Source organism: Hydrogenophaga sp. FG152 (assembly GCF_057809615.1).
Genome location: NZ_JBMDKH010000015.1, coordinates 143,922 through 163,730, shown reverse-complemented (window position 1 = coordinate 163,730; position 19,809 = coordinate 143,922). Strand labels below are relative to the sequence as shown.

The 19,809-nt window shown below is 68.0% G+C and carries 17 protein-coding genes; 5 read left to right on the top strand and 12 right to left on the bottom strand.

Annotated elements, in window-relative coordinates; genetic code table 11:
- The coding region (locus ACODTB_RS18385; protein WP_488929614.1) for an ATP-dependent DNA helicase at nucleotides 1-808 on the top strand (808 nt) is incomplete at its 5' end.
- 9 nt (nucleotides 809-817) lie between these two features.
- Here the strand turns inward: ACODTB_RS18385 and ACODTB_RS18380 are convergent.
- Nucleotides 818-2,134 (bottom strand): hemolysin family protein, encoded by a 1,317-nt coding sequence (locus ACODTB_RS18380; protein ID WP_291121287.1) that lies wholly within the window; start codon nucleotides 2,132-2,134, stop codon nucleotides 818-820.
- A 9-nt stretch (nucleotides 2,135-2,143) separates the two neighbouring features.
- Here ACODTB_RS18380 and ACODTB_RS18375 point away from each other — a divergent pair, with 9 nt between their 5' ends.
- A complete protein-coding gene (locus tag ACODTB_RS18375; RefSeq protein WP_488929613.1) occupies nucleotides 2,144-2,980 on the top strand; it encodes a symmetrical bis(5'-nucleosyl)-tetraphosphatase in 837 nt (278 codons plus the stop codon).
- A 49-nt stretch (nucleotides 2,981-3,029) separates the two neighbouring features.
- On the opposite strand, the gene ACODTB_RS18370 is transcribed toward ACODTB_RS18375, so the two are convergent.
- From ACODTB_RS18370 to dcd, 4 genes are all read right to left on the bottom strand, one after another.
- Nucleotides 3,030-4,523, bottom strand: a complete 1,494-nt coding sequence (locus tag ACODTB_RS18370) for a DEAD/DEAH box helicase (protein ID WP_291113204.1) — start codon at nucleotides 4,521-4,523, stop codon at nucleotides 3,030-3,032.
- A 157-nt stretch (nucleotides 4,524-4,680) separates the two neighbouring features.
- The gene (ypfJ, locus tag ACODTB_RS18365; RefSeq protein WP_291113205.1) at nucleotides 4,681-5,583 is read right to left on the bottom strand and encodes a KPN_02809 family neutral zinc metallopeptidase; all 903 of its coding nucleotides are present in this window, start codon (nucleotides 5,581-5,583) and stop codon (nucleotides 4,681-4,683) included.
- Between the two features lie 71 nt (nucleotides 5,584-5,654).
- Entirely contained in the window at nucleotides 5,655-6,758 is a 1,104-nt protein-coding gene (locus ACODTB_RS18360) for a fatty acid desaturase (RefSeq protein WP_291113207.1), read from the bottom strand.
- A 62-nt stretch (nucleotides 6,759-6,820) separates the two neighbouring features.
- Nucleotides 6,821-7,387 (bottom strand): dCTP deaminase, encoded by a 567-nt coding sequence (gene dcd / locus ACODTB_RS18355; RefSeq protein WP_291113209.1) that lies wholly within the window; start codon nucleotides 7,385-7,387, stop codon nucleotides 6,821-6,823.
- Nucleotides 7,388-7,503: 116 nt separating this feature from the next.
- Here dcd and ACODTB_RS18350 point away from each other — a divergent pair, with 116 nt between their 5' ends.
- From ACODTB_RS18350 to ACODTB_RS18340, 3 genes are read left to right on the top strand one after another with little or no spacing between them, the layout of a single operon-like run.
- Nucleotides 7,504-8,103 (top strand): GbsR/MarR family transcriptional regulator, encoded by a 600-nt coding sequence (locus ACODTB_RS18350; protein WP_291113211.1) that lies wholly within the window; start codon nucleotides 7,504-7,506, stop codon nucleotides 8,101-8,103.
- 34 nt (nucleotides 8,104-8,137) lie between these two features.
- Nucleotides 8,138-9,502, top strand: coding sequence for a cytochrome ubiquinol oxidase subunit I (locus ACODTB_RS18345; RefSeq protein ID WP_291113213.1), 1,365 nt, complete (start codon nucleotides 8,138-8,140; stop codon nucleotides 9,500-9,502).
- 18 nt (nucleotides 9,503-9,520) lie between these two features.
- A complete protein-coding gene (locus ACODTB_RS18340) occupies nucleotides 9,521-10,531 on the top strand; it encodes a cytochrome d ubiquinol oxidase subunit II (protein ID WP_291113215.1) in 1,011 nt (336 codons plus the stop codon).
- Nucleotides 10,532-10,554: 23 nt separating this feature from the next.
- Here the strand turns inward: ACODTB_RS18340 and ACODTB_RS18335 are convergent, their stop codons facing one another.
- The 7 genes from ACODTB_RS18335 to ACODTB_RS18305 form a co-directional block, all read right to left on the bottom strand.
- On the bottom strand, nucleotides 10,555-13,026 hold the full coding sequence (locus ACODTB_RS18335; RefSeq protein WP_488929612.1) for a response regulator: 2,472 nt from the start codon (nucleotides 13,024-13,026) through the stop codon (nucleotides 10,555-10,557).
- A gap of 274 nt (nucleotides 13,027-13,300) precedes the next feature.
- Entirely contained in the window at nucleotides 13,301-14,581 is a 1,281-nt protein-coding gene (gene guaD / locus ACODTB_RS18330) for a guanine deaminase (protein WP_291113219.1), read from the bottom strand.
- Between the two features lie 74 nt (nucleotides 14,582-14,655).
- Nucleotides 14,656-15,750 (bottom strand): BMP family ABC transporter substrate-binding protein, encoded by a 1,095-nt coding sequence (locus tag ACODTB_RS18325; protein WP_291113224.1) that lies wholly within the window; start codon nucleotides 15,748-15,750, stop codon nucleotides 14,656-14,658.
- Between the two features lie 72 nt (nucleotides 15,751-15,822).
- Complete coding sequence (locus tag ACODTB_RS18320) at nucleotides 15,823-16,389, bottom strand: 2'-5' RNA ligase family protein (RefSeq protein ID WP_291113226.1); 567 nt, start codon at nucleotides 16,387-16,389, stop codon at nucleotides 15,823-15,825.
- Between the two features lie 12 nt (nucleotides 16,390-16,401).
- Nucleotides 16,402-17,409, bottom strand: a complete 1,008-nt coding sequence (locus ACODTB_RS18315; protein WP_291113289.1) for an adenosine deaminase — start codon at nucleotides 17,407-17,409, stop codon at nucleotides 16,402-16,404.
- A gap of 148 nt (nucleotides 17,410-17,557) precedes the next feature.
- Nucleotides 17,558-18,580 (bottom strand): Rieske 2Fe-2S domain-containing protein, encoded by a 1,023-nt coding sequence (locus tag ACODTB_RS18310; protein ID WP_291113228.1) that lies wholly within the window; start codon nucleotides 18,578-18,580, stop codon nucleotides 17,558-17,560.
- A 69-nt stretch (nucleotides 18,581-18,649) separates the two neighbouring features.
- Nucleotides 18,650-19,801: a BMP family ABC transporter substrate-binding protein gene (locus ACODTB_RS18305; protein WP_291113230.1), complete on the bottom strand. Its 1,152-nt coding sequence runs from the start codon at nucleotides 19,799-19,801 to the stop codon at nucleotides 18,650-18,652.
- Nucleotides 19,802-19,809 lie beyond the last annotated feature (8 nt).

Genomic DNA, 19,809 nt, shown 5'->3' with positions numbered 1-19,809 from the left:
GCCCCCCCCCCCCCCCCCCCCCCCCCCCGCCCCCCCCCCCCGCCAGCCGGTGCTGAACATCCGCAACCTCGACCCCGGGCCGCTGCTGCAGCCGCGCTGGCAGGCCGCGCACAGCGCCACGCTGTTCTCGGCCACGCTCAGCCCCATGGCCTACGTTGGCGACCTGCTCGGCCTGCCGCAAGACACCGCGCGCCTGACCGTGCCCTCACCCTTCGATGCCTCGCAGCTGCAGGTGCGCGTGACGCCGAACCTCTCCACCCGCTACGCCGACCGCGCCGCCTCGCTCGACCAATTGGTCGAGGTCATGGCCGACCAGTACGCCCAGCGGCCCGGCAACTACCTCGCCTTCTTCAGCAGCTTCGACTACCTGCAGCAGGCGCTGCAACGCCTGCAGGCCACGCACCCGGCGCTGCCGGCGTGGGCGCAGTCACGCGGCATGGGCGAACCCGAGCGCGAGGCCTTCGTCGCGCGCTTCACCGAAGACAGCCAGGGCATCGGCTTCGCGGTGCTGGGTGGTGCGTTCGGAGAAGGCATCGACCTGCCTGGGCAGCGCCTCATCGGCGCCTTCATCGCCACCCTGGGCCTGCCGCAGCTCAACCCGGTGACCGAACAATTGCGCGCGCGGCTGCAGGCGCGTTTCGGCCAGGGCTACGACTACGCCTACCTGTTCCCCGGCCTGCAGAAGGTGGTGCAGGCGGCCGGCCGCGTCATCCGCGGGCCGGACGACCAAGGCGTGGTGGTGCTGATGGACGAGCGCTTCGGCCGGCCGGAGGTGCGGCGCTGGCTGCCCGCGTGGTGGGGCTTGTGAGCGCGCGGCTCAGCCGTCGACCTCGGCCGCCACTTGCGCCTCGGGCTCGGGCAGGCGCGTGATGAGCACCTGGTCGATGCGACGCCCGTCGAGCACCAGCACCTCGAAGCGCCAGCCGGCGCAGTCCACGTGCTCGCGCCGGCCCAGCAGGTCGCCCGCCACCGTCTGCATCAGACCGGCCACGGTGTTGTAGCGCCCCTTGTCCTCGTCGGGCAGCTCGTCGATGGCCAGGCGCGACTTCAGCTCGGCCACGGGCATCGCGCCGTCCACCAGCCAGGCGCCGTCCTCGCGCCGCGTGGCCCAGGCGTCCACGGCGGTGCGCGGCGAAAGCTCGCCGGTGATGGCTTCCAGCATGTCCAGCGGCGTGAGCAGGCCCTGTACCACGCCGTATTCGTCGACCACGAACACCATGCGCGTCGCGCGCTCACGGAACTGCTCCAGCAGCTCCATGCCGCTGAGCGTCTCGGGCACGAACACGGCCGGCAGCACGTGGCGCATCAAGGGCTCGTTGTTGCCCTCGGCTTGGAGTGCGAGCATGCGGGGCAGGTGGATCACACCGACCACGTCCTCCAGCCCACCACGGCACACCGGGTACCAGGAATGGCCGGTGGTCCAGGCCTTCTGCACCGCCACGTCGATGCGGTCCTCGGCGTCGAGCCATTCGATCTCCGAGTGCGGCACCATGATGGAGGTGAGCTGGCGGTCGTCGAGCAGGAACACGTTGCGCACCATCTGGTGCTCGTGCTCCTCGATGATGCCGGCGTCCACGCCTTCCTCCAGGCTGGCGTTGATTTCCTCTTCGGTCACGTGCTGCACGGCGTTGGTGTCGATGCGCAGCAGCTTGAGCACCCACTGCGTGGTGTGCGTGAGCAGCCACACGAAAGGCTTGGCGGCCTGGGCCACGAAGGCCATGGGGCGCGAGACCCAGCGCGAGACGGCCTCCGGGTAGAGCTGGCCGATGCGCTTGGGCACCAGCTCGCCGAACACGATGGTAATGAAGGTGATGACCACCACCACGATCGCGGTGGCCATCACGCTCGCCGTGGCTTCCGTCAGGCCCCATGCCACGAGCTGGCGGCCCAGGTCGTCGCTGAACGCGGCTTCCCCCACGATGCCGTTGAGCATGCCGATGGAGGTGATGCCGACTTGCACCGAAGAGAGAAACTGCGTGGGATTGTCCAGCAGCTGGAGCGCGGTGACCGAGCCCTTGTCGCCGGCCTCGGCCATGGCCGTGAGCCGCGCCTTGCGGCTGGATGCCAGGGCCAGCTCGGACATGGCGAACGCCCCGTTGAGCAGCGTCAGAAAAACAATGAGGAGGGTGTCCATAATCGGCCAATGGCACTTTACATGATCGGGGATGTGCAGGGCTGCGACGCGGCGCTCGGCCGCCTGCTCGACGACATCGGTTTCTCACCCAGCCGCGACACGCTGTACCTGCTCGGCGACCTCGTGAACCGCGGGCCGGCCTCGCTGGCCGTGCTGCGCCGGCTGATCTCGCTCGACGGCGCGGCGCACTGCCTGCTCGGCAACCACGACCTGCACCTGCTGGCCACGGCGCACGGCGTGCGCAAGCCGCACCGCAGCGACACGGTGGGCGACATCCTCGCCGCGCCTGACCGCGAGGCCCTGCTCGACTGGCTGCGCGCGCGGCCCATGGCGCTGTTCGAACACGGCTGGCTGATGGTCCACGCGGGCGTGCTGCCGCAATGGGATGTGGCCGGCACGCTGGCGCTGGCCGGCGAGCTGCAGGCCGTGCTGCGCAGCGCCGACTGGACCGGCTTCCTGCAGGAGATGTATGGCAACGAACCGCCGCTGTGGAGCGACTCGCTGCGCGGCGCCGCGCGCCTGCGCGTGATCGTCAATGCCTTCACGCGGCTGCGCTTCTGCACCGCGCAGGGCGTGATGGAGTTCGACACCAAGGACAGCGCGGGCGCGGCGCCCGAGGGCTTCATGCCCTGGTTCGACGTGCCGGGCCGGCGCACCGAAGGCGTGCCGATTGCGTTCGGCCACTGGTCCACGCTGGGCGCAGTGCAGCGCCACGACCTGCAGGCGCTGGACACGGGTTGTGTGTGGGGCGGCTGCCTCACCGCGGCCCGCATCACGGAAGTGCCGGGCGAGGTGGAGCGGATCTCGGTGCGCTGCGAGCAGGCCAGCAAGCCTGGCAAGCGCTGAAGGCGTGGCGGCGAAAGCCGCCTGGCAGGCTCAGGCAAGGGCTTCGCCCTCAGCTTTCCTGAGCCGGCGCCGGTGCGGGGGCGCTCTTGAACAAGGCCGGCACCTTGCGGCGCGTCTTGATGTTGGGCGAGGCCGTGCGCGCGGCGGCGCGCTGCGACACCTCCCACGACGGCGGCGTCTCGCTGACGGCGCTCGGTTCGTAAGGCTTGTCGAACAACGGATCGGCCGGCGCGCGCGGTGCGCGGCTCGGGCGCGAGTCGGAGGCGCTTCGCGCTTCGCGCGGGGTGCGGCTTTCGCGGCTCTCACGGATGGCCCGGCTCTCGCGGCGCTCGGCGTCCTGCCCTTCGGGCTGCTGCCAGGCGCGCTGACCATCGTTGAAGCGGCCCGCCGGGCGGCGGTCGGCCTCGAACTCCAGCGCTTCGAGTTCGAGCTTCTTGCCCAGCAGCTTTTCCAGGTCGCCCATGAGGCGCGTGTCGCGCCCGCTCACGAACGACACCGCCAGGCCCGAAGCGCCCGCGCGGCCGGTGCGGCCGATGCGGTGCACGTAGTCCTCGGCGTTGAACGGGATGTCGAAGTTGAACACCGCCGGCACGTCCTTGATGTCCAGGCCGCGCGCGGCCACGTCGGTGCAGACCAGCAGGTCCACCGCACCGGTCTTGAAGGCTTCCAGGGCCTTGAGGCGCTCGTCCTGGCTCTTGTCGCCGTGCAGGGCCGTGGTGTTGAGGCCTTCGCGCTCCAGCGAACGCGCCAGGCGCGCGCAACCGAGCTTGCTGTTGACGAACACGAAGGCCTGCTTGAGGCCGCGCTCGCGCAGGATCTGCTTGAGGATGCCGCGCTTGTCGTCGTCTTCCACGCGGTAGAAATGCTGCTCCACGGTGGACGCCGTGGCGTTGGAGCGCGCCACCTCGATGGTCACCGGGTCCTGCAGGTAGCTGTTGGCCAGGCGCTTGATCTCGGGCGAGAAGGTGGCCGAGAACAGCAGCGTGGTGCGCTGCTTGGGCAGGTAGCTCAGGATGCGCTGCAGGTCGGGCAGGAAGCCGATGTCCAGCATGCGGTCGGCCTCGTCGAGCACCACGTACTCGACCTGGTTGAGCACGCAGTTCTTGGCCTCGATGTGGTCCAGCAGGCGCCCGGGCGTGGCCACCAGCACCTCGACGCCCTTCTTGAGCTCGGCCGTCTGCGGCTTCATGTCCATGCCGCCGAACACCACCGTGCTGCGCAGGTTGGTGTACTTGGCGTACAGCTTGACCTGCTCGGCCACCTGGTCGGCCAGCTCGCGCGTGGGCAGCAGCACCAGGGCGCGCACCGGGTGGCGCGCGGGCGAGGTGGAGGCGTTCTCGTGCTTGAGCATGCGCTGCAGCAGCGGCAGCGTGAACGCGGCGGTCTTGCCGGTGCCGGTCTGGGCAGCGCCCATCACGTCACGGCCTTGCAGCACCACCGGAATCGCCTGCGCCTGGATCGGCGTCATGGTCGCGTAGCCCATTTCGGCCACGGCTCGCTCAATGGCGGGCGAGAGGGAGAGTTCGGAGAAGGATTGGGTCATTGGCGGTAAGTTTGGGGGCCCCCAGCCCTGGCCGAGCCAGGCCCCCCGAGGGGGTGCATCCGTTCTTGGGGCGGCCCGGCGAACGGCTGGTTAGCCCTGTATTGTCGCACTTTGACCGTTTTTCGCCCAAATCCGGGCCGGCCGCCTCTGGCAGGCCTCAGACGCTGCCCGCTTTGAAGGTGTCGCAGGACTGCACGCTGCCGCTTTGCAGCCCCGTGTTGAACCAGCGCTGGCGCTGCGCGCTGGTGCCGTGGGTGAAGCTGTCGGGCACCACCTGTCCCTGGCTCTTGCGCTGCAAGGCGTCGTCGCCGATCGCGGCGGCGGCGTTCAGCGCCTCCTCCACATCGCCCGGCTCCAGGATCGCCTTGTTCTTGTGGTTGTGGTGGGCCCAGATGCCGGCAAAACAATCGGCCTGCAGCTCCAGCCGCACCGACAGCGCGTTGTACTCGCGCTCGCCCACGCGCCGGCGCGCCTGTTCCATCTGGTCGGTGATGCCCATGAGGTTCTGCACGTGGTGGCCGACCTCGTGCGCGATCACGTAGGCTTGGGCAAAGTCGCCCGGTGCGCCGAGCTGGCGGCGCAGGGTGTCGTAGAAGCTCAGGTCGATGTAGACCTTCTGATCGCCCGGGCAGTAGAACGGGCCCATGGCCGACTGGCCGGTGCCGCAGGCCGTGGGCGTGGCGCCCCGGAACAGCACGAGGCGCGGTTTCTGGTACTGCGCGCCGGCTTGCTGGAACACCTGGCCCCACACGTCCTCCGTGCCGCCGAGCACGGCGGCCACGAACTTGCCCATGTCGTCGGTGGGCGCCTGTGTCGGGCCCTGGGTGGTCTCCACCTGGGCCGTGGGTGCGCCATCGCCCACGCCGCCGAGCACGCCGAGGATGGTCATGGGGTTGATGCCGAAGATCCAGCCCGCGACCAGCGCGACCGCGATGGTGCCCAGGCCGATGCCGCGCCCGCCCACGCGCCGGCCGCCGCCCAGGCCGCCGAGCCCGCCGCCGCCGGGGTCGGCGCGGCGGTCTTCGATCTGATCGGACTGGCGGTTGTTTTCCCACTTCATGGCATGGCTCCTCGGCGACCTCGGTACGGGTGCGGGTATCCCATTATGAAGCGGGCATGGCCCCGCCGGACTCAGGCGACGGCGGGTGCGCTGGCGCTGGTGGGGCGGCCCTGGAAGTCGGTCCAGCAGCGCCGGCCGAAGTCGTAGAGCTTGCAGCGGCGCGCGGTGTCGAAGTACCAGCGCCACGAGAAGCGCTGCACGATGACGCGGCCCGGCAGCGCATCCTCCAACAGGCGCTGCACGCCCTCGAGCTGGTAGAGGGGGATGCTCATGTCCACATGGTGCGCGGTGTGCTCCATGATGTGGTGCAGCAGTGCGCCGATGCGCAAAGGGAAGGTGAGGTGCACCGTGGTCGAGACAAAGGGCGCCGCGCGGCCCCAGGCGGCCTTGTCGTCGTGCCACTGCACCGCCGTGTGCGTGTGGTGCACGTAGACCACGAAACCGATCATGGCGTTCCAGAACAGAAAGGGCACGGCAAAGCCCGTGGCCAGCAGCAGCCAGACCGACTGGCCCGTGGCCGAGGCGGCGGCCACCAGGCCGCCGATCCAGGCCAGCGCGCAGGCGCTGACGAACACGCCGTCCCACACGAACTCGGCGCGCCGCGTGCCCAGGTAGGTCTTGCGCGGGAAGAACATGCGGTGCCACCACATCTCCACCAGGTAGTACAGCGCCGGACCGAAGCCGCTGCGGTACGCGCGCTCCAGGGCGCGGCGCATCGGCGAGAGCGCGGCGAACTCCTCGCGCGTGAGCGGCGCCCACACGAAGTCCACGCCCTTGAGGTTGGTGTAGCCGTGGTGCACCACGTTGTGCCCCACTTCCCACAGGCTGTAGGGCGTGAGCGAGGGCAGCATGGCGATGCGGCCCAGCACGCGGTTCAGCCCCCGGTGCGGCGTGTAGCTCTGGTGGCAGGCGTCGTGGCCGATGATGAACAGCCGCCCGATCATGAAGCCCGCCGCCAGGCCGCACAGCAGCTTGGCCCACACCGCAGCGAACCACACGGTGCCGGCCATGAGCGCGGCGAAGACCACCCAGTCGAACACCAGCAGCGCGATCGCGTGCGCGGTCCGCCGCTCGACGAGCGGGGCGAGCCAGCCGCGGATCACCTTGCGGTGCGGCAGCGGCTGGCCAGCGGGGATGGGGGCGGGAGAGGAGAAACCGGGCGGGTTGCGTGACATGCCCGGCATGCTATCGGCCGGGTTGCCCGGCCGCCTTGACCTGGGTCAAGGCGCACGAACCGTCAAGCTTTGGGCAAGGTCACGCCGACCTGGCCCTGGTACTTGCCGCCCCGGTCCTTGTAGGAGGTCTCGCAGACCTCGTCGCTCTCGAAGAACAGCACCTGGGCGCAGCCCTCGCCCGCGTAGATCTTCGCTGGCAGTGGCGTGGTGTTGCTGAACTCCAGCGTCACATAGCCCTCCCACTCGGGCTCGAAGGGCGTGACGTTGACGATGATGCCGCAGCGCGCGTAGGTGCTCTTGCCCAGGCAGATGGTGAGCACGTTGCGCGGGATGCGGAAGTACTCCACCGTGCGCGCCAGCGCAAAGCTGTTGGGCGGGATCACGCAGACGTCCTTGTTGATGTCCACGAAGCTGTTCTCGTCGAAATTCTTCGGGTCCACCACGGTGCTGTGGATGTTGGTGAACACCTTGAATTCCGGCGCGCAACGGATGTCGTAGCCGTAGCTCGACGTGCCGTAGCTGATCACCTTCTTGCCATCCACCGCCCGCACCTGGTTGGGCTCGAACGGTTCGATCAGGCCGTGTTGTTCGGCCATGCGGCGGATCCATTTGTCGCTTTTGATGCTCATGGGGCGCGATTGTAGGTGGCGCGCCCACCGGTCCCGGACTGCGGAGAGTCCCCAGGAAATTACCGGAATTTCAGTAATTACTGAAAATTCAGGTCGAAACAGCTACATTTCCGGGCATGCCACTGCAAGACCACCTCCCCCCCCTCAACCGCGAGTTCGTTGCCCACTTTGGAGAAATGGGCAGCCGCTGGGGCATCAACCGCACCGTGGGGCAGATCTACGCCCTGCTCTTCATTTCACCCAACGCGCTCAACGCCGACGAGATCGCCGAGACGCTGGAGTTCTCGCGCTCGAACGTCAGCATGGGTCTGAAGGAATTGCAGGCCTGGCGGCTGGTGCGCCTGCGCCACCAGCCGGGCGACCGGCGCGAGTACTTCGAGGCGCCGGCCGATGTGTGGGAGATCTTCCGCGTGCTGGCCGAGGAGCGCCGCCGCCGCGAAGTGGAACCCACCCTTTCGATGCTGCGCACCGCACTGCTGGAAACGCCCAAGACCGACGCCGAGCGCCACGCGCAGGCCCGCATGCGCGAGATGCACGACCTGATCGACCGCCTCATGACCTGGTTCGACGACGTGCAGAAGCTGGCCCCCGAAACCGCGATGCAGCTGATGGGCATGGGTGCAACCGTCACGCGCGTGCTCGAACTCAAGGACCGCCTGACGGGCAAGGCGGCGGGCCGCAGCGCGCGCCCGGAAAAATTGCCCGACGCCGCCTGACCCCCACCAGACAAGAACCCCACGGAGAACCCCCATGGACGCCCTGCTCCTCTCGCGCATCCAGTTCGCGGCGAACATCAGCTTTCACATCCTGTTCCCGACCATCACGATCGCGATGGGCTGGTTCCTGCTGTACTTCCGCATCCGCCATATCAAGACGCGCGACCCGGCTTGGGAAGAGGCCTACTACTTCTGGACCAAGGTGTTCGCGCTGAGCTTCGCGCTCGGCGTGGTCTCCGGCATCGTGATGAGCTTCCAGTTCGGCACCAACTGGCCCGGCTTCATGGAACGGGCCGGCAACATCGCAGGCCCGCTGCTGGGCTACGAGGTGCTGACCGCCTTCTTCCTGGAGGCCAGCTTCCTGGGCATCATGCTGTTCGGCCGGGGCCGCGTGAGCGAGCGCGTGCACCTGGCCGCCACCTTCCTGGTGGCCTTCGGCACCACCATGTCGGCGTTCTGGATCCTGAGCCTGAACTCGTGGATGCAGACGCCCGCGGGCTTCGAGATCGTGGACGGCAAGTTCGTCGCGGTCGACTGGTTCGCCGTGGTATTCAACCCCTCCTTCCCCTACCGCCTGGCGCACAAGCTGCTGGCCTCGGCGCTCACGGCCTCGTTCCTCATCGCCGGCCTCTGCGCCTGGCAGCTCATCAAGGGCAGCGCCACCGGCGGCACGCACAAGGCCTTGCGCACGGCCATCATCGCCGCCTCGGTGGCCATGCCACTGCAGTTCCTGGCCGGCGACATGCACGGGCTGAATACCCTGGAGCACCAGCCCGCCAAGATCGCGGCGCTCGAGGGCATCTGGCACACCGAGAAGAGCGCGCCGCTCACGCTGTTCGGCATTCCCGACGAGGCCGCCGGCACCACGCACTACGCGGTGAAAATTCCCAAGATGGCGAGCCTCATCCTGGCGCACGACGCCGACGCCGAACTCAAGGGCCTCAACGAATTCCCGAACGCCCACCCACCGGTGGCGCCGATCTTCTGGGCCTTTCGCGTGATGGTCGGCGTGGGCACGCTGATGCTGGTCGTGGCCTGGGCCTCGGCCTGGATGCTCTGGCGCCGGCGCCGCCAGGCGCAGGGCTCGCTGGACCTGCCCAAACCCGCGCTGTACGTGCTGGCGGGCATGACCTTCTCGGGCTGGCTGGCCACGCTGTCGGGCTGGTACGTCACCGAGATCGGCCGCCAGCCCTTCCTGGTCTACGGCCACCTGCGCACCGCCGACCTGGTCACCAACACCCCCTCGCCCATGATCGCGGCCACGCTCACGGCCTACCTCATCGTGTATGGCCTCCTGCTCATCACCTACGTCGGCGTGCTCAAGTACATGGCCGAACACCCGTTCAAACATGCCCCCGAAGCACCCCACGGCGCCGAACTCGGCAAGGCCGGCGTCTGACCGAACGGAGAACACCCCATGAACATGACCACCTGGGCCGAAGTGCTCCCTCTCATCTTCCTGGCCGTGATGGGCCTGGCCCTGCTGGCCTACGTGATCCTCGACGGCTACGACCTCGGCGTGGGCCTGCTGCTGCCCCTGGCCGAGAGCAAGGAGCAGAAGGACACCATGATCTCCAGCATCGGCCCGTTCTGGGACGCCAACGAAACCTGGTTGGTGCTCGGTGTCGGCGTGCTGCTGGTGGCCTTTCCGATGGCCCACGGGCTGGTGCTGCAGGCGCTCTACCTGCCGGTGGCGGTGATGCTGATCGGGCTGATCCTGCGCGGCGTGGCGTTCGACTTCCGTGTGAAGGCGCCCACGAAATACGTGCCGTTCTGGAACCGCGCCTTCTTCGTCGGCTCGCTGCTCGCCAGTGCCTCGCAGGGCTGGATGCTGGGCAGCTACATCACAGGCTTCGACCAGGGCTGGCTGGGCCTGGCATTCAGCCTGGGCATCGCGCTCACGCTGCCGGCGGCCTACATCCTGCTCGGCGCGGGCTGGCTGATCATGAAGACCGAAGGCGAGCTGCAGACCCACGCGGTGCGCTGGGCGGCCCGCGTGCTGTGGCCCATGGGTTTCGCGCTGGTGGCGATCTCGGTGGCCACACCGCTGGTGAACCCTGGCGTGGTGGCGAAGTGGTTCAGCGTGCCCGAGGTGTTCGGTCTGATGCCGATCCCCCTGAGCTGCGCGATCGCCTTCTTCGCGGTGCGCTGGGTGGTCACGCACCCCAATGTGGTGAAGGCGGGTTATGGCTGGGTGGTGTTCGCGGCCACCGTGCTGATCTTCGTGCTGGCCTTCTTCGGCCTGGCATACAGCATCTTCCCCGACATCGTGATCGGCCGCATGAACGTGTGGCAGGCGGCCGTGTCCACCGGCTCGCTCACCGTCATCTTCATCGGCGTGGCCATCACGCTGCCGGTGATCATCATCTACACCATCTACATGTACCGCGTGTTCTGGGGCAAGGCGCGGGCACTGACCTACAACTGAACCCGCGCCGCCGCTTCAACCGCCTAGGAGGGTGAGGTCTTGCGCAGGGCAAAGCTCGTGAGCAAGGCCTGTTCGGATTCGAGGAAGAGCGTGTTGAACCGCGCCAGCCAGTTCGGCTCGAACGGCCAGGCGTTGCTCTCGACCACGCGCGAATGCTGCTTCGCGGTCTCGGACATGGCGTGAGCCCCCATCTCGCCACTCAGGCCGGCCAGCGAATGCAGCGCCTGGCGTGCGCTTTTGAGGTCGTTGCGCCGCTCGGCAGCCTCCAGATCGGCAATGTGCCCCCGGGCCTGGGCCAGGCCATCGGGCAGCAGGTTCACCATGATGTTCATGCTCTTGAGCTGCTCGACACGTTCGTCATCCAGCAAGGGCCCATCGATGGTCGCCCCCGCCAGGCGCGCGGGCGACGGCGCCGCCGCCTGGGCCTCACCCACCGGACGCTCGCCAATCAGGCGGGCCAGCTCCCCGCGCAAGGCCACCACGTTCACGGGCTTGATGAGAAAGCCGTCCATGCCCGCGTCCCGCGCCGCCTGCCTGTGCTCCTGCGAGGCATGCCCGGTGAGCGCCACCACGGGAATGTTGCGCACGCCATCGGCCATCGCGCGCAGCTGCCGCGTCGTCTCCATGCCGCCGAGCACGGGTATCTCCACGTCCATCAGGATCACGGCTGGCCGCACGCCCGCCTTGAGGAACTGCAGGACGTCCTGCCCCTGCTGCGCCTCCACCACCTCCAACCCCATGTCCTTCAGGTAGCCTTTGACGACGGCGCGGCTCACCACGTTGTCCTCCGCCAGCAGCACGGAGCTGCCCATGAATGGCGCCGCGTCCTTGGCGCTGTGGCGCAAGGGCTGGTCCTTGAGCAGGCTCACGATCGCCCCGGCCATCTCAGGCAGGGTGCAAGGCGCGCTCAGGAACCCGTCCATGCCCGCTTCGCGGGCTTGCGCGCGGGCCTCGTCCGCCGGCCGGACACTGCGCGCCAGCACCGGCACCTGTTCATGCCCGGCGGCCGCCCCCAGGCGGATCTGGCGCACGGTGTCACAACCATCGAGACCCGGCATGTGAAGGTCTATCACGACGAGGTCATAGGGCACATCCGATGCCAGGCGAAGCAGCTCCAGCGCCTGAGCGCCGTTGCCGGCCTCGTCGATGCTGCTGCTGCCCACCAGCGCCAGGAGTTGGGCCAGGGTGGCGCGGCGCCGGATCGGATCGTCATCCACCAGCAGCACGCGGGCGCCGCGCAGCAGCCGCGCGGCATGCCGCATGGCTTCAGCAGTCTGGGCCCGGACCTCCGCCTGCGCCACCGCCGGAAACGACAGCGTGAACACCGTGAACTCGCCCAAACGCGATGTGCAGGTGATCTCCCCGCCGAGGGCGCGCATGGCGCGCCGGCAAAACGCCAGCCCCAGGCCCGTGCCATCGACCTTGCCGGAGGTCTGGAAGTCATCGAACAGGTGCTCCATCTTTTCCGGCGCGATGCCGGGCCCTGTGTCGGTCACCGTGATGCGCCGCGCATCCACGGTGACCGTCACCGTGGCGTCGGGACAGGCCGGCATGTAATACAGCGCGTTCTTGATGAGGTTGAACAGGATCAGCGTCAGGAGGGTTGCATCGCCCTTGAACGTGAAGTCGGTCACCTCCGCCAGGCGCACCCGCTCGCGCTGCGCCTCGCTCCCGTAACCGAAGTCGCTCACCGCGCGCTCGGTGCACACCGCCGCCGAAAGGTAGGTGAAACCCGAGGCATCGAAAGCCCTGCTCTTGAGCTGCTGCAGCGTCACCGTGATCGACTGCAGACCCAGCTTGATCGCGTTGCGGCCCTCGTTCATCACCCGCACCATCGCCATGACCTGCTCGCGCGTGTGGGACACCGAGGACTGGGATGGCCCCAGGCGCAGGAAGTCGCGCTCCAGAGTGTCGAAGACACCCTGGATCTTCTGCATCGGCCCGCGCATCTCGTGCGCGATGGAACCCGCGAGGCTCATGTACAGGCGATGGTGCGCCCGCTCGGCCTGTCTTCTTTCGAAATGGGACAAGGTACCGGCCACAAAAAGCAGCGTCGGCGCAGGCAGCCAGATCCAGATGTCCGGCGTGAACGCGGTGCCGGGGTGTGATGCCCAGAACGCGAGCGCCCCAAGGGCGTATCCAGCGACCAGCATCACCACGGCATTGCGCCAGTCGGCGACCAGAATGACACACACCACGCCGATCACCATGTTCACGAAAGAAAAGCTGTCGCCCTGATTCTTCAGGGCCGTGAACGTGAGCAGAAACGCCAGGCAGTAGACCGACGTGAAGTAGGCATGCGCGAGGTAGAACGGCTTGGCCTTCGCGGGCCACCACGGGCGCAGCGCCAGCGCCAGGCACAACAGGGTGGCGATCGCCCTGAGCGCCAGATTGTCGTAGCGCGGCGGGAGTTGCCCCGTGAAACGCAGCAGATAGAAGAGCGGGAAGGCCAGGCTCCCCACAGCCCCCATCCACACCAGGAACGACCTGTTCATGTCGTGATGCGAGCGGTACCTCGCGAACAAACCAGCGGCCAGTGAGCTCAAATCGCACCTCCCAAAAAATTGGCAGGGCGATGCTAAGGGGGTGTTCTGTTCACCACAACAGCCCAGAACCCCCTCGGGCAGTGGGCGGCCCCGAACAAAGTGCACTTGAATCCCAAATGACGTCGTTTCGTTTCCAAATTCAGATCATTGGAACCCGAAGACTGGGACATTCCCTAGGTCGAGAAATAGGCGAAAAAACGACACGCCCAAGCCACGCTCGAGATCAGCCGCCAGCGATGACCGTGCGCGCCACCACCCGATCGTCCCCCAGCACGATCAGCGCAAACAGCAGCTCGTCCAGGCTGTTCGCCTGCGAGGTCTTGCGCGCCAGCAAGGGCGTGGCCTGCGGATCGAGCACCACGAAGTCCGCTTCATGGCCGGGCTGCAGGTTGCCCACCACGCCTTCCAGACCCAGCGCGCGCGCGGCGCCCGCCGTGTGCTGCCACCACAACTGCCCCGGGGTGAGGCTCAGGCCTGGCTTGGTCTGGCCCTCACGACCCACGCAGTAGGCCGCGAGCATGGTGCGGAACGGCGAGAAGCTGGTGCCACCGCCCACATCGCTCGCCAAACCGTAGCCCATGCCCGCCGCGTCGGCGGCCAGGTAGTCGAAGAAGCCGCTACCGAGGAACTGGTTGCTGGTCGGGCTCACGGCGGCGGTGGTGCCGGTGGTGGCCATCAGCTCGCGATCGGCCTGGTCGAGGTGGATGCAGTGGGCGTACACCGCGCGCTGGCGCAGCAGGCCGAAGTCGCCGTACACACCCAGGTAGCTGCGCGACTTCGGGAACAGCTCGGCCGCCCAGCGCACCTCGTCGCGGTTTTCCGCCACGTGCGACTGGACCCACACGTCGCCGTACTTCGCCGCCAGCTCGCCCGCGCCGCGCAGTTGCTCGGGCGTGCTGGTGGGGGCGAAGCGCGGTGTGATCGCGTAGCCCAGGCGGTCCACACCGTGCCAGCGCTGGATCAGCGCCTCGGTGTCGATCAGGCTTTGTTCGGTCTGGTCCCGCACGCCGTCGGGGCTGTGGCGGTCCTGCAGCACCTTGCCGGTGATGAAGCGCAGGCCGCGTGCACGCGCGGCCTCGAACATGGCGTCCACCGAGGCCGGGTGCGAGGTCGCGAAAGTGAGCGCGGTGGTCACGCCGTTGCGAGAGAGTTCGTCCAGAAAGAAGGCCGCCACCTCGCGCGCGTGCTCCCGCTCGTGAAAGCGCGACTCGTGCGGAAAGGTGTAGTTCTCCAGCCAGGGCAGCAAGCCTGCAGCGGGCGCGCCGATCACGTCCGTCTGCGGGTAGTGCACGTGCATGTCGATGAAGCCGGGCGCGATCAGCTGGCCGCTCAGGTCTTCCACCGACACGCCGGGGTAGTTGCCGATCAGCGCAGCATGGTCGCCCGCTGCGCGCACCACGCGCCGGCCCTGGGCATCGGGGCCGATGACCAGGAGGCCATCGGCGTCGTAAATGGGGCGTTGCTGGTCGTCGAAACGCAGGAGGGCGGCACGGTAGGCGTTCATGCCGCGCAGCTTAACGCCTTGGGCGGCTGGGGGCATATCGCGCCCCCGATAAGGCCCATACCCCCCAGCGGGGCTCAGCGCTCCACCGAGCCCTGCACGCCTTCCACCAGCCAGTTCATGCCGAGAATCTGCCCGTCGTCCAGTGCCTTGCCGGGCTCAATGACGGTCTTGCCCTGGTTGTCGCGCACGGCGCTCTTGCGCGCCGCGAACACCGCGAGCTTGCCGGCGGCCATGTCGGCCTGGCGCGCCTGCACCTCGTCGCGCACCTTGGCCGGCACCTTGCTGCCGAAGCTGTCGACACGGATCATGCCGTCCTTCACCCCGCCCCAGACGCTGGTGCTCTGCCAGGTGCCGTCCAGCACGGCCTGCACGCGGCGGGTGTAGTAGTCGCCCCAGAGGTGGGTCACGGCGGCGATCTGCGCATCGGGCCCGAAGCGGCGCATGTCGGAGTGGTAGGCCACGGCGAGCCTGCCGCGCTCCTGCGCGGCCACCATCACGGCGGTGGAGCCGGTGTGGAAGGCCAGCACCTCGGCGCCCTGGTTCATCAGCGTCATGGCCGCGTCGCGCTCGCGCGGTGGGTTGAACCACTCACCCAGCCACACCACCTTGACGGTGGCGCGCGGGTTGACCGAGCGCATGCCCAGGGTGAAGGCGTTGACGCCCTGGATCACCTCGGGAATGGGGAACCCGGCGATGTAGCCCGCCTGCGTGGCCATGCGGCCGGCGGCCACGCCGGCCAGGTAGCGGCCCTCGTAGTAGCGCGCGTTGGCGGTGGCGACGTTGGGTGCCGTCTTGTAGCCGGTGATGGACTCGAACTTCACGTCCGGGAAGTCGCGCGCCACCTTGAGCGTGGGCTCCATGTAGCCGAAGCTGGGCGTGAAGATGATGCGGTGGCCCTGCTGCGCCAGGTCGCGGATCACGCGCTCAGCGTCGGCGCCTTCGGCCACGTTCTCCACGTAGCGTGTCTCGACCTTGTTGCCCAGGGCGGCCTGCACGGCGAGCCGGGCCTGCTCGTGCTGGCGCACCCAGCCGGCTTCGGTCAGCGGCGTCACGTAGACGAACGCGGCCTTGAGCGGCGGTGTCTGTGCCTGGGCGGTGGTGGAAAAGGGAAATGAAAAGCTGGCAGCCGCCAGTGCGCACGCGCACCGGGCCACGAGGTTTTTGTACATGGTGTTCCTCTACATGGCTTCCGTGAATGAAAAAGCGAGCCGGGGAAGCACCGGGCTCGCTGGGGCGTGATTTTACCCGGGCCCGGGGCCATCAAACAGATCCAGCTGCCGGGCGGGCTGCAGCCGCCAGCTGTCGATCACGTCGTAGCCGTAGTGCTCTTCGTGGCCGCCCATCTGGTGCCCTTTGACCAGGAGAATTTCGTCGATGGTCCACTGGATCGGACGGATCCTGTGGGTGGATCGGGTCGGTGGCGCCCGGTAGCTGATGCTGATGTGCGGCGAGTGCCCCTTCAATCCGAACAGGCCTTCTCCAGCGAAGGCTGCCTTCACCGCCTCTACCAGCTCGATGAAGCTGGGCGGATTACCGTGCGCGCGGAAAGCCCAATGCGGCCCATCGCAGCGAATCCGGTTCCACGTCAGCGTGCAGGCTCGCGCGCGGACGTTCGCGCAGGCACGCCTCAAGCGCTCGATCTCCGATGGCACCTGGAACCTGTCCGACAGCGACTGGTGCCAGTTCGCTGGATCGAACATCGCGCCTTTCAGCCGGGCCTTCAGCCCCGAGGTTTCCAGCTCGCCCGCCAATGCCCTGCGCTCCCTCAGGGAGGGCATGGCCACAACCAGGAAACGGGGTCCGGTCATGGCCTTCCGTCCTCAACTGGCCACTGCAGCGTCCAGCAAGGCCATGAGCTCGGCGCGCCTCGCCGCGCTCACGAAGCTGGCCTCGAAGCTGTTGCGCGCCAGGGTGACGACGTCTTCGCGCGTGAGGCCCAACGCTTCCACGGTCTGCACGAAGTTGGCGTTCATGTAGCCACCGAAATAGGCCGGGTCGTCGGAGTTGACGGTGGCGCACAGGCCGGCGTCGAGCAGGCGCTTCATCGGGTGCTCCTTCAGGTCGTTCACCACGCAGAGCTTGAGGTTGGAGAGCGGGCACACCGTGAGCGGGATGCGCCGCCGCGCCAGTTCGGCGACCAGGGCCGGGTCTTCCAGCGAGCGCACGCCGTGGTCGATGCGCTCGGTCTTCAGGTCGTTCAGTGCTTCCCAGATGTAGGCCGGCGGACCCTCTTCGCCCGCGTGCGCCACCACATGGAAACCCAGCTCGCGGCAACGCGCGAAGACGCGCGAGAATTTGGACGGCGGGTGGCCGACCTCGCTCGAATCCAGGCCCACGCCGATGAAGTGCTGGCGGTAAGGCAGGGCGGCTTCCAGCGTCTGGAAGGCGTCTTCCTCGCTCAGGTGGCGCAGGAAGCACAGGATCAGCGCCGCGCTCACGCCCAGCTCGGCTTGCGCGCGAGCGCAGGCGCTGGCCAGACCCTGGATCACCGTGGCCATGGGCACGCCGCGCGCTGTGTGGGTCTGGGGATCGAAGAAGAGCTCGGCGTGCGCCACGTTGTCGGCCTTGGCGCGCAGGAAGTAGGCCCAGGCCATGTCGTGGAAGTCGGCCTCGTGCAGCAGCACGCTGGCGCCCGCGTAGTAGATGTCCAGGAAGCTCTGCAGGTTGGTGAAGGCGTAGGCCTCGCGCAGCGCGTCCACGCTGGCGTAGGGCAGGCTCAGGCCGTTGCGCTGGGCCAGCGCGAAGATCAGCTCGGGCTCCAGCGAGCCTTCGATGTGCATGTGCAGCTCGGCCTTGGGGATGGCGGCGGCGAGTTGGGCGGGGGTCATGGTCATGTCAGAACTCTCTTTGAAACCCGGCGCGCGAGACGCCACCGGCGAAATGATGCCATCCAGAGGCGACGCGGAACCGGCTTTGCCGGGCCGCAGTTGCCGCCCCCTTCAGGGGGTCGCGCGAAGCGCGGCGGGGGTGTTTCATCTAGCAGGTGCCGAGCGTGATGCCCAGGCGGTTCAGATAACGGCGGTAGGCGCTGGAGACACGGTCGGCCGGGCCGTGCACTTCGGTCACCGGGAGGGTGCGGCCCACCGGCAGTGCGCGCGGTGACTGCGATTCGACCACCGGGCGGTCCTGCGCGAACACCGCGTCCTGGAAGGCGACCAACTCCTGGTCGGTGGAGGGGTCGCCTTGCGTGGCCATCACGAACCAGGCGGTGCAGAGTTCATGGCCATCGGGCCGGATGAAGAGCGCGATGGCATTGCTCACCGGGTCGCCTTCGGTGGCGTCCTTGCGCAGGATGGCGGCAAAGGGGTGCGGCACGTCGTATCGGTAGGCGATCCAGGCGCCCCCGTCCGCGCCGGCATAGGCGCGCGGCTGCCAGGCCCGGGCCTCGCGCACCACCAGGTCAGAGGCCTCCTCGCCCTCTTCGACCGCACCGGTCTGCACCTGCGCGTGGCCGCGCTCGCCCAGCCAGCCTTCGTGCACGAAGCCGAAATGGCTCAGGTCCAGGAAGTTTTCCACCAGGCGCGGTGCGCTGGTGTTGAGTTCGTAGGGGCCGCACAACACGGTGCGCCAGGCCGGGTCGTCGCCCGGTGCAAACACCGGCGGCTCGGCCAGGGCCGGGGCCGGGACTTGCGACGGCGTCTCCAGCCGCACCCACACCAGGCCATGGTGCTCGCGCGCCTCGAACACCGCGGCGCAGTGGCTGGCCGGCGGCACGAAGTCGGGCGCGGCGGGCACGTGCTGGCAACGGCCCTCGCCGCCGAACTGCCAGCCGTGGTACGGACATTCCAGCCGGGTGCCGTGCAAGCCGATCAGCACGCGGCCCAGCGACAGCCTCGCGCCCCGGTGCGGGCAGCGGTCGGCCCAGGCATGCACGCGGTGGACGTCGTGCGCCTGCTCGCGCCAGAGCACCAGCGGCTGCCCGAGCAGCGAACACGCCACGGGCTGGTCGCGCACCTGGTTCGATGCGATCACGGGGTGCCAGAGTTGTCGTTCGATCATCGTGGTCTCACTCAAGCAAGAAAGCCGCCCGGAGGCGGCTTTCTTTTCCAGGACACGCCAGAAGGCGGATCAGTTCGGCACTTTGCCTTCAACGCCCTTGACGTAGAACTTGATGCCACCGAGGAACTTGTCGTCGGCGACGGTGTCCTTGGCCAGCACTTCCTTGCCGTCGGAACCCAGGATCGGGCCCTTCCAGATCGAGAAGCTGCCGTCCTTCAGGCCGGCGCGCACGGTGTCGACCTTGGCCTTGACTTCGGCCGGCACGTCTTCAGCGACGGAGACCATGTCGATCGCGCCCTCCTTCACGCCCCACCACACGCCGCCGGTGGACCAGGTGCCTTCCAGCACGTCCTTGGTGGCCTTGATGTAGTACGGCGCCCAGTTGATCACGGCCGAACCCAGGTGGGCCTTGGGGCCGTAGGCGGTCATGTCGGAATCCCAGCCGAAGGCGCGCTTGCCCAGCTTCTCGGCGGTCTGCAGCACGGCCGACGAGTCGGTGTTCTGGAACAGGATGTCGGCGCCGCCGTTGATCAGCGAGGTGGCGGCTTCGGTTTCCTTCGGTGGGTCGAACCAGCCGTTGACCCAGACCACCTTGGTCTTGACCTTGGGGTTCACTGATTGCGCGCCCAGCGTGAAGCTGTTGATGTTGCGGATCACCTCGGGGATTGGGATGGAAGCCACCACGCCCAGGGTGTTGGACTTGGTCATGCCGCCCGCGATCACGCCGGCCATGTATGCGCCTTCGTAGGTTCGGCTGTCGTAGGTGCGCATGTTCTCGGCGGTCTTGTAGCCGGTGGCGTGCTCGAACTTCACGTCCTTGAAGTCGGGCGCGATCTTGAGCATGGGCTCCATGTAGCCGAAGGTGGTGCCGAACACCAGCTTGTTGCCCTGGCCGGCCAGATCGCGGATCACGCGCTCGGCGTCGGCGCTCTCAGGCACGTTCTCGACGAAGCTGGTCACGATCTTGTCGCCGAATTCCTTCTCCAGCGCCTTGCGGCCGTTGTCGTGCGCAAAGGTCCAGCCGCCGTCGCCCACCGGGCCGACGTAGGCAAACGCGATCTTCAGCGGCGCGGCCTTCGGTGCCTCGGCCACAGCCGGTGCGGGCGCAGGCGCGGCGGGCGCGGCGGCCTCTTCCTTCTTGCCGCAGCCGATCAGGACGGCGCTGGTCAGCGCGGTCAGCGCGGCAACCTTCATCAGGGAACGTTTGCTCAGGTCTGTCATGGATAACC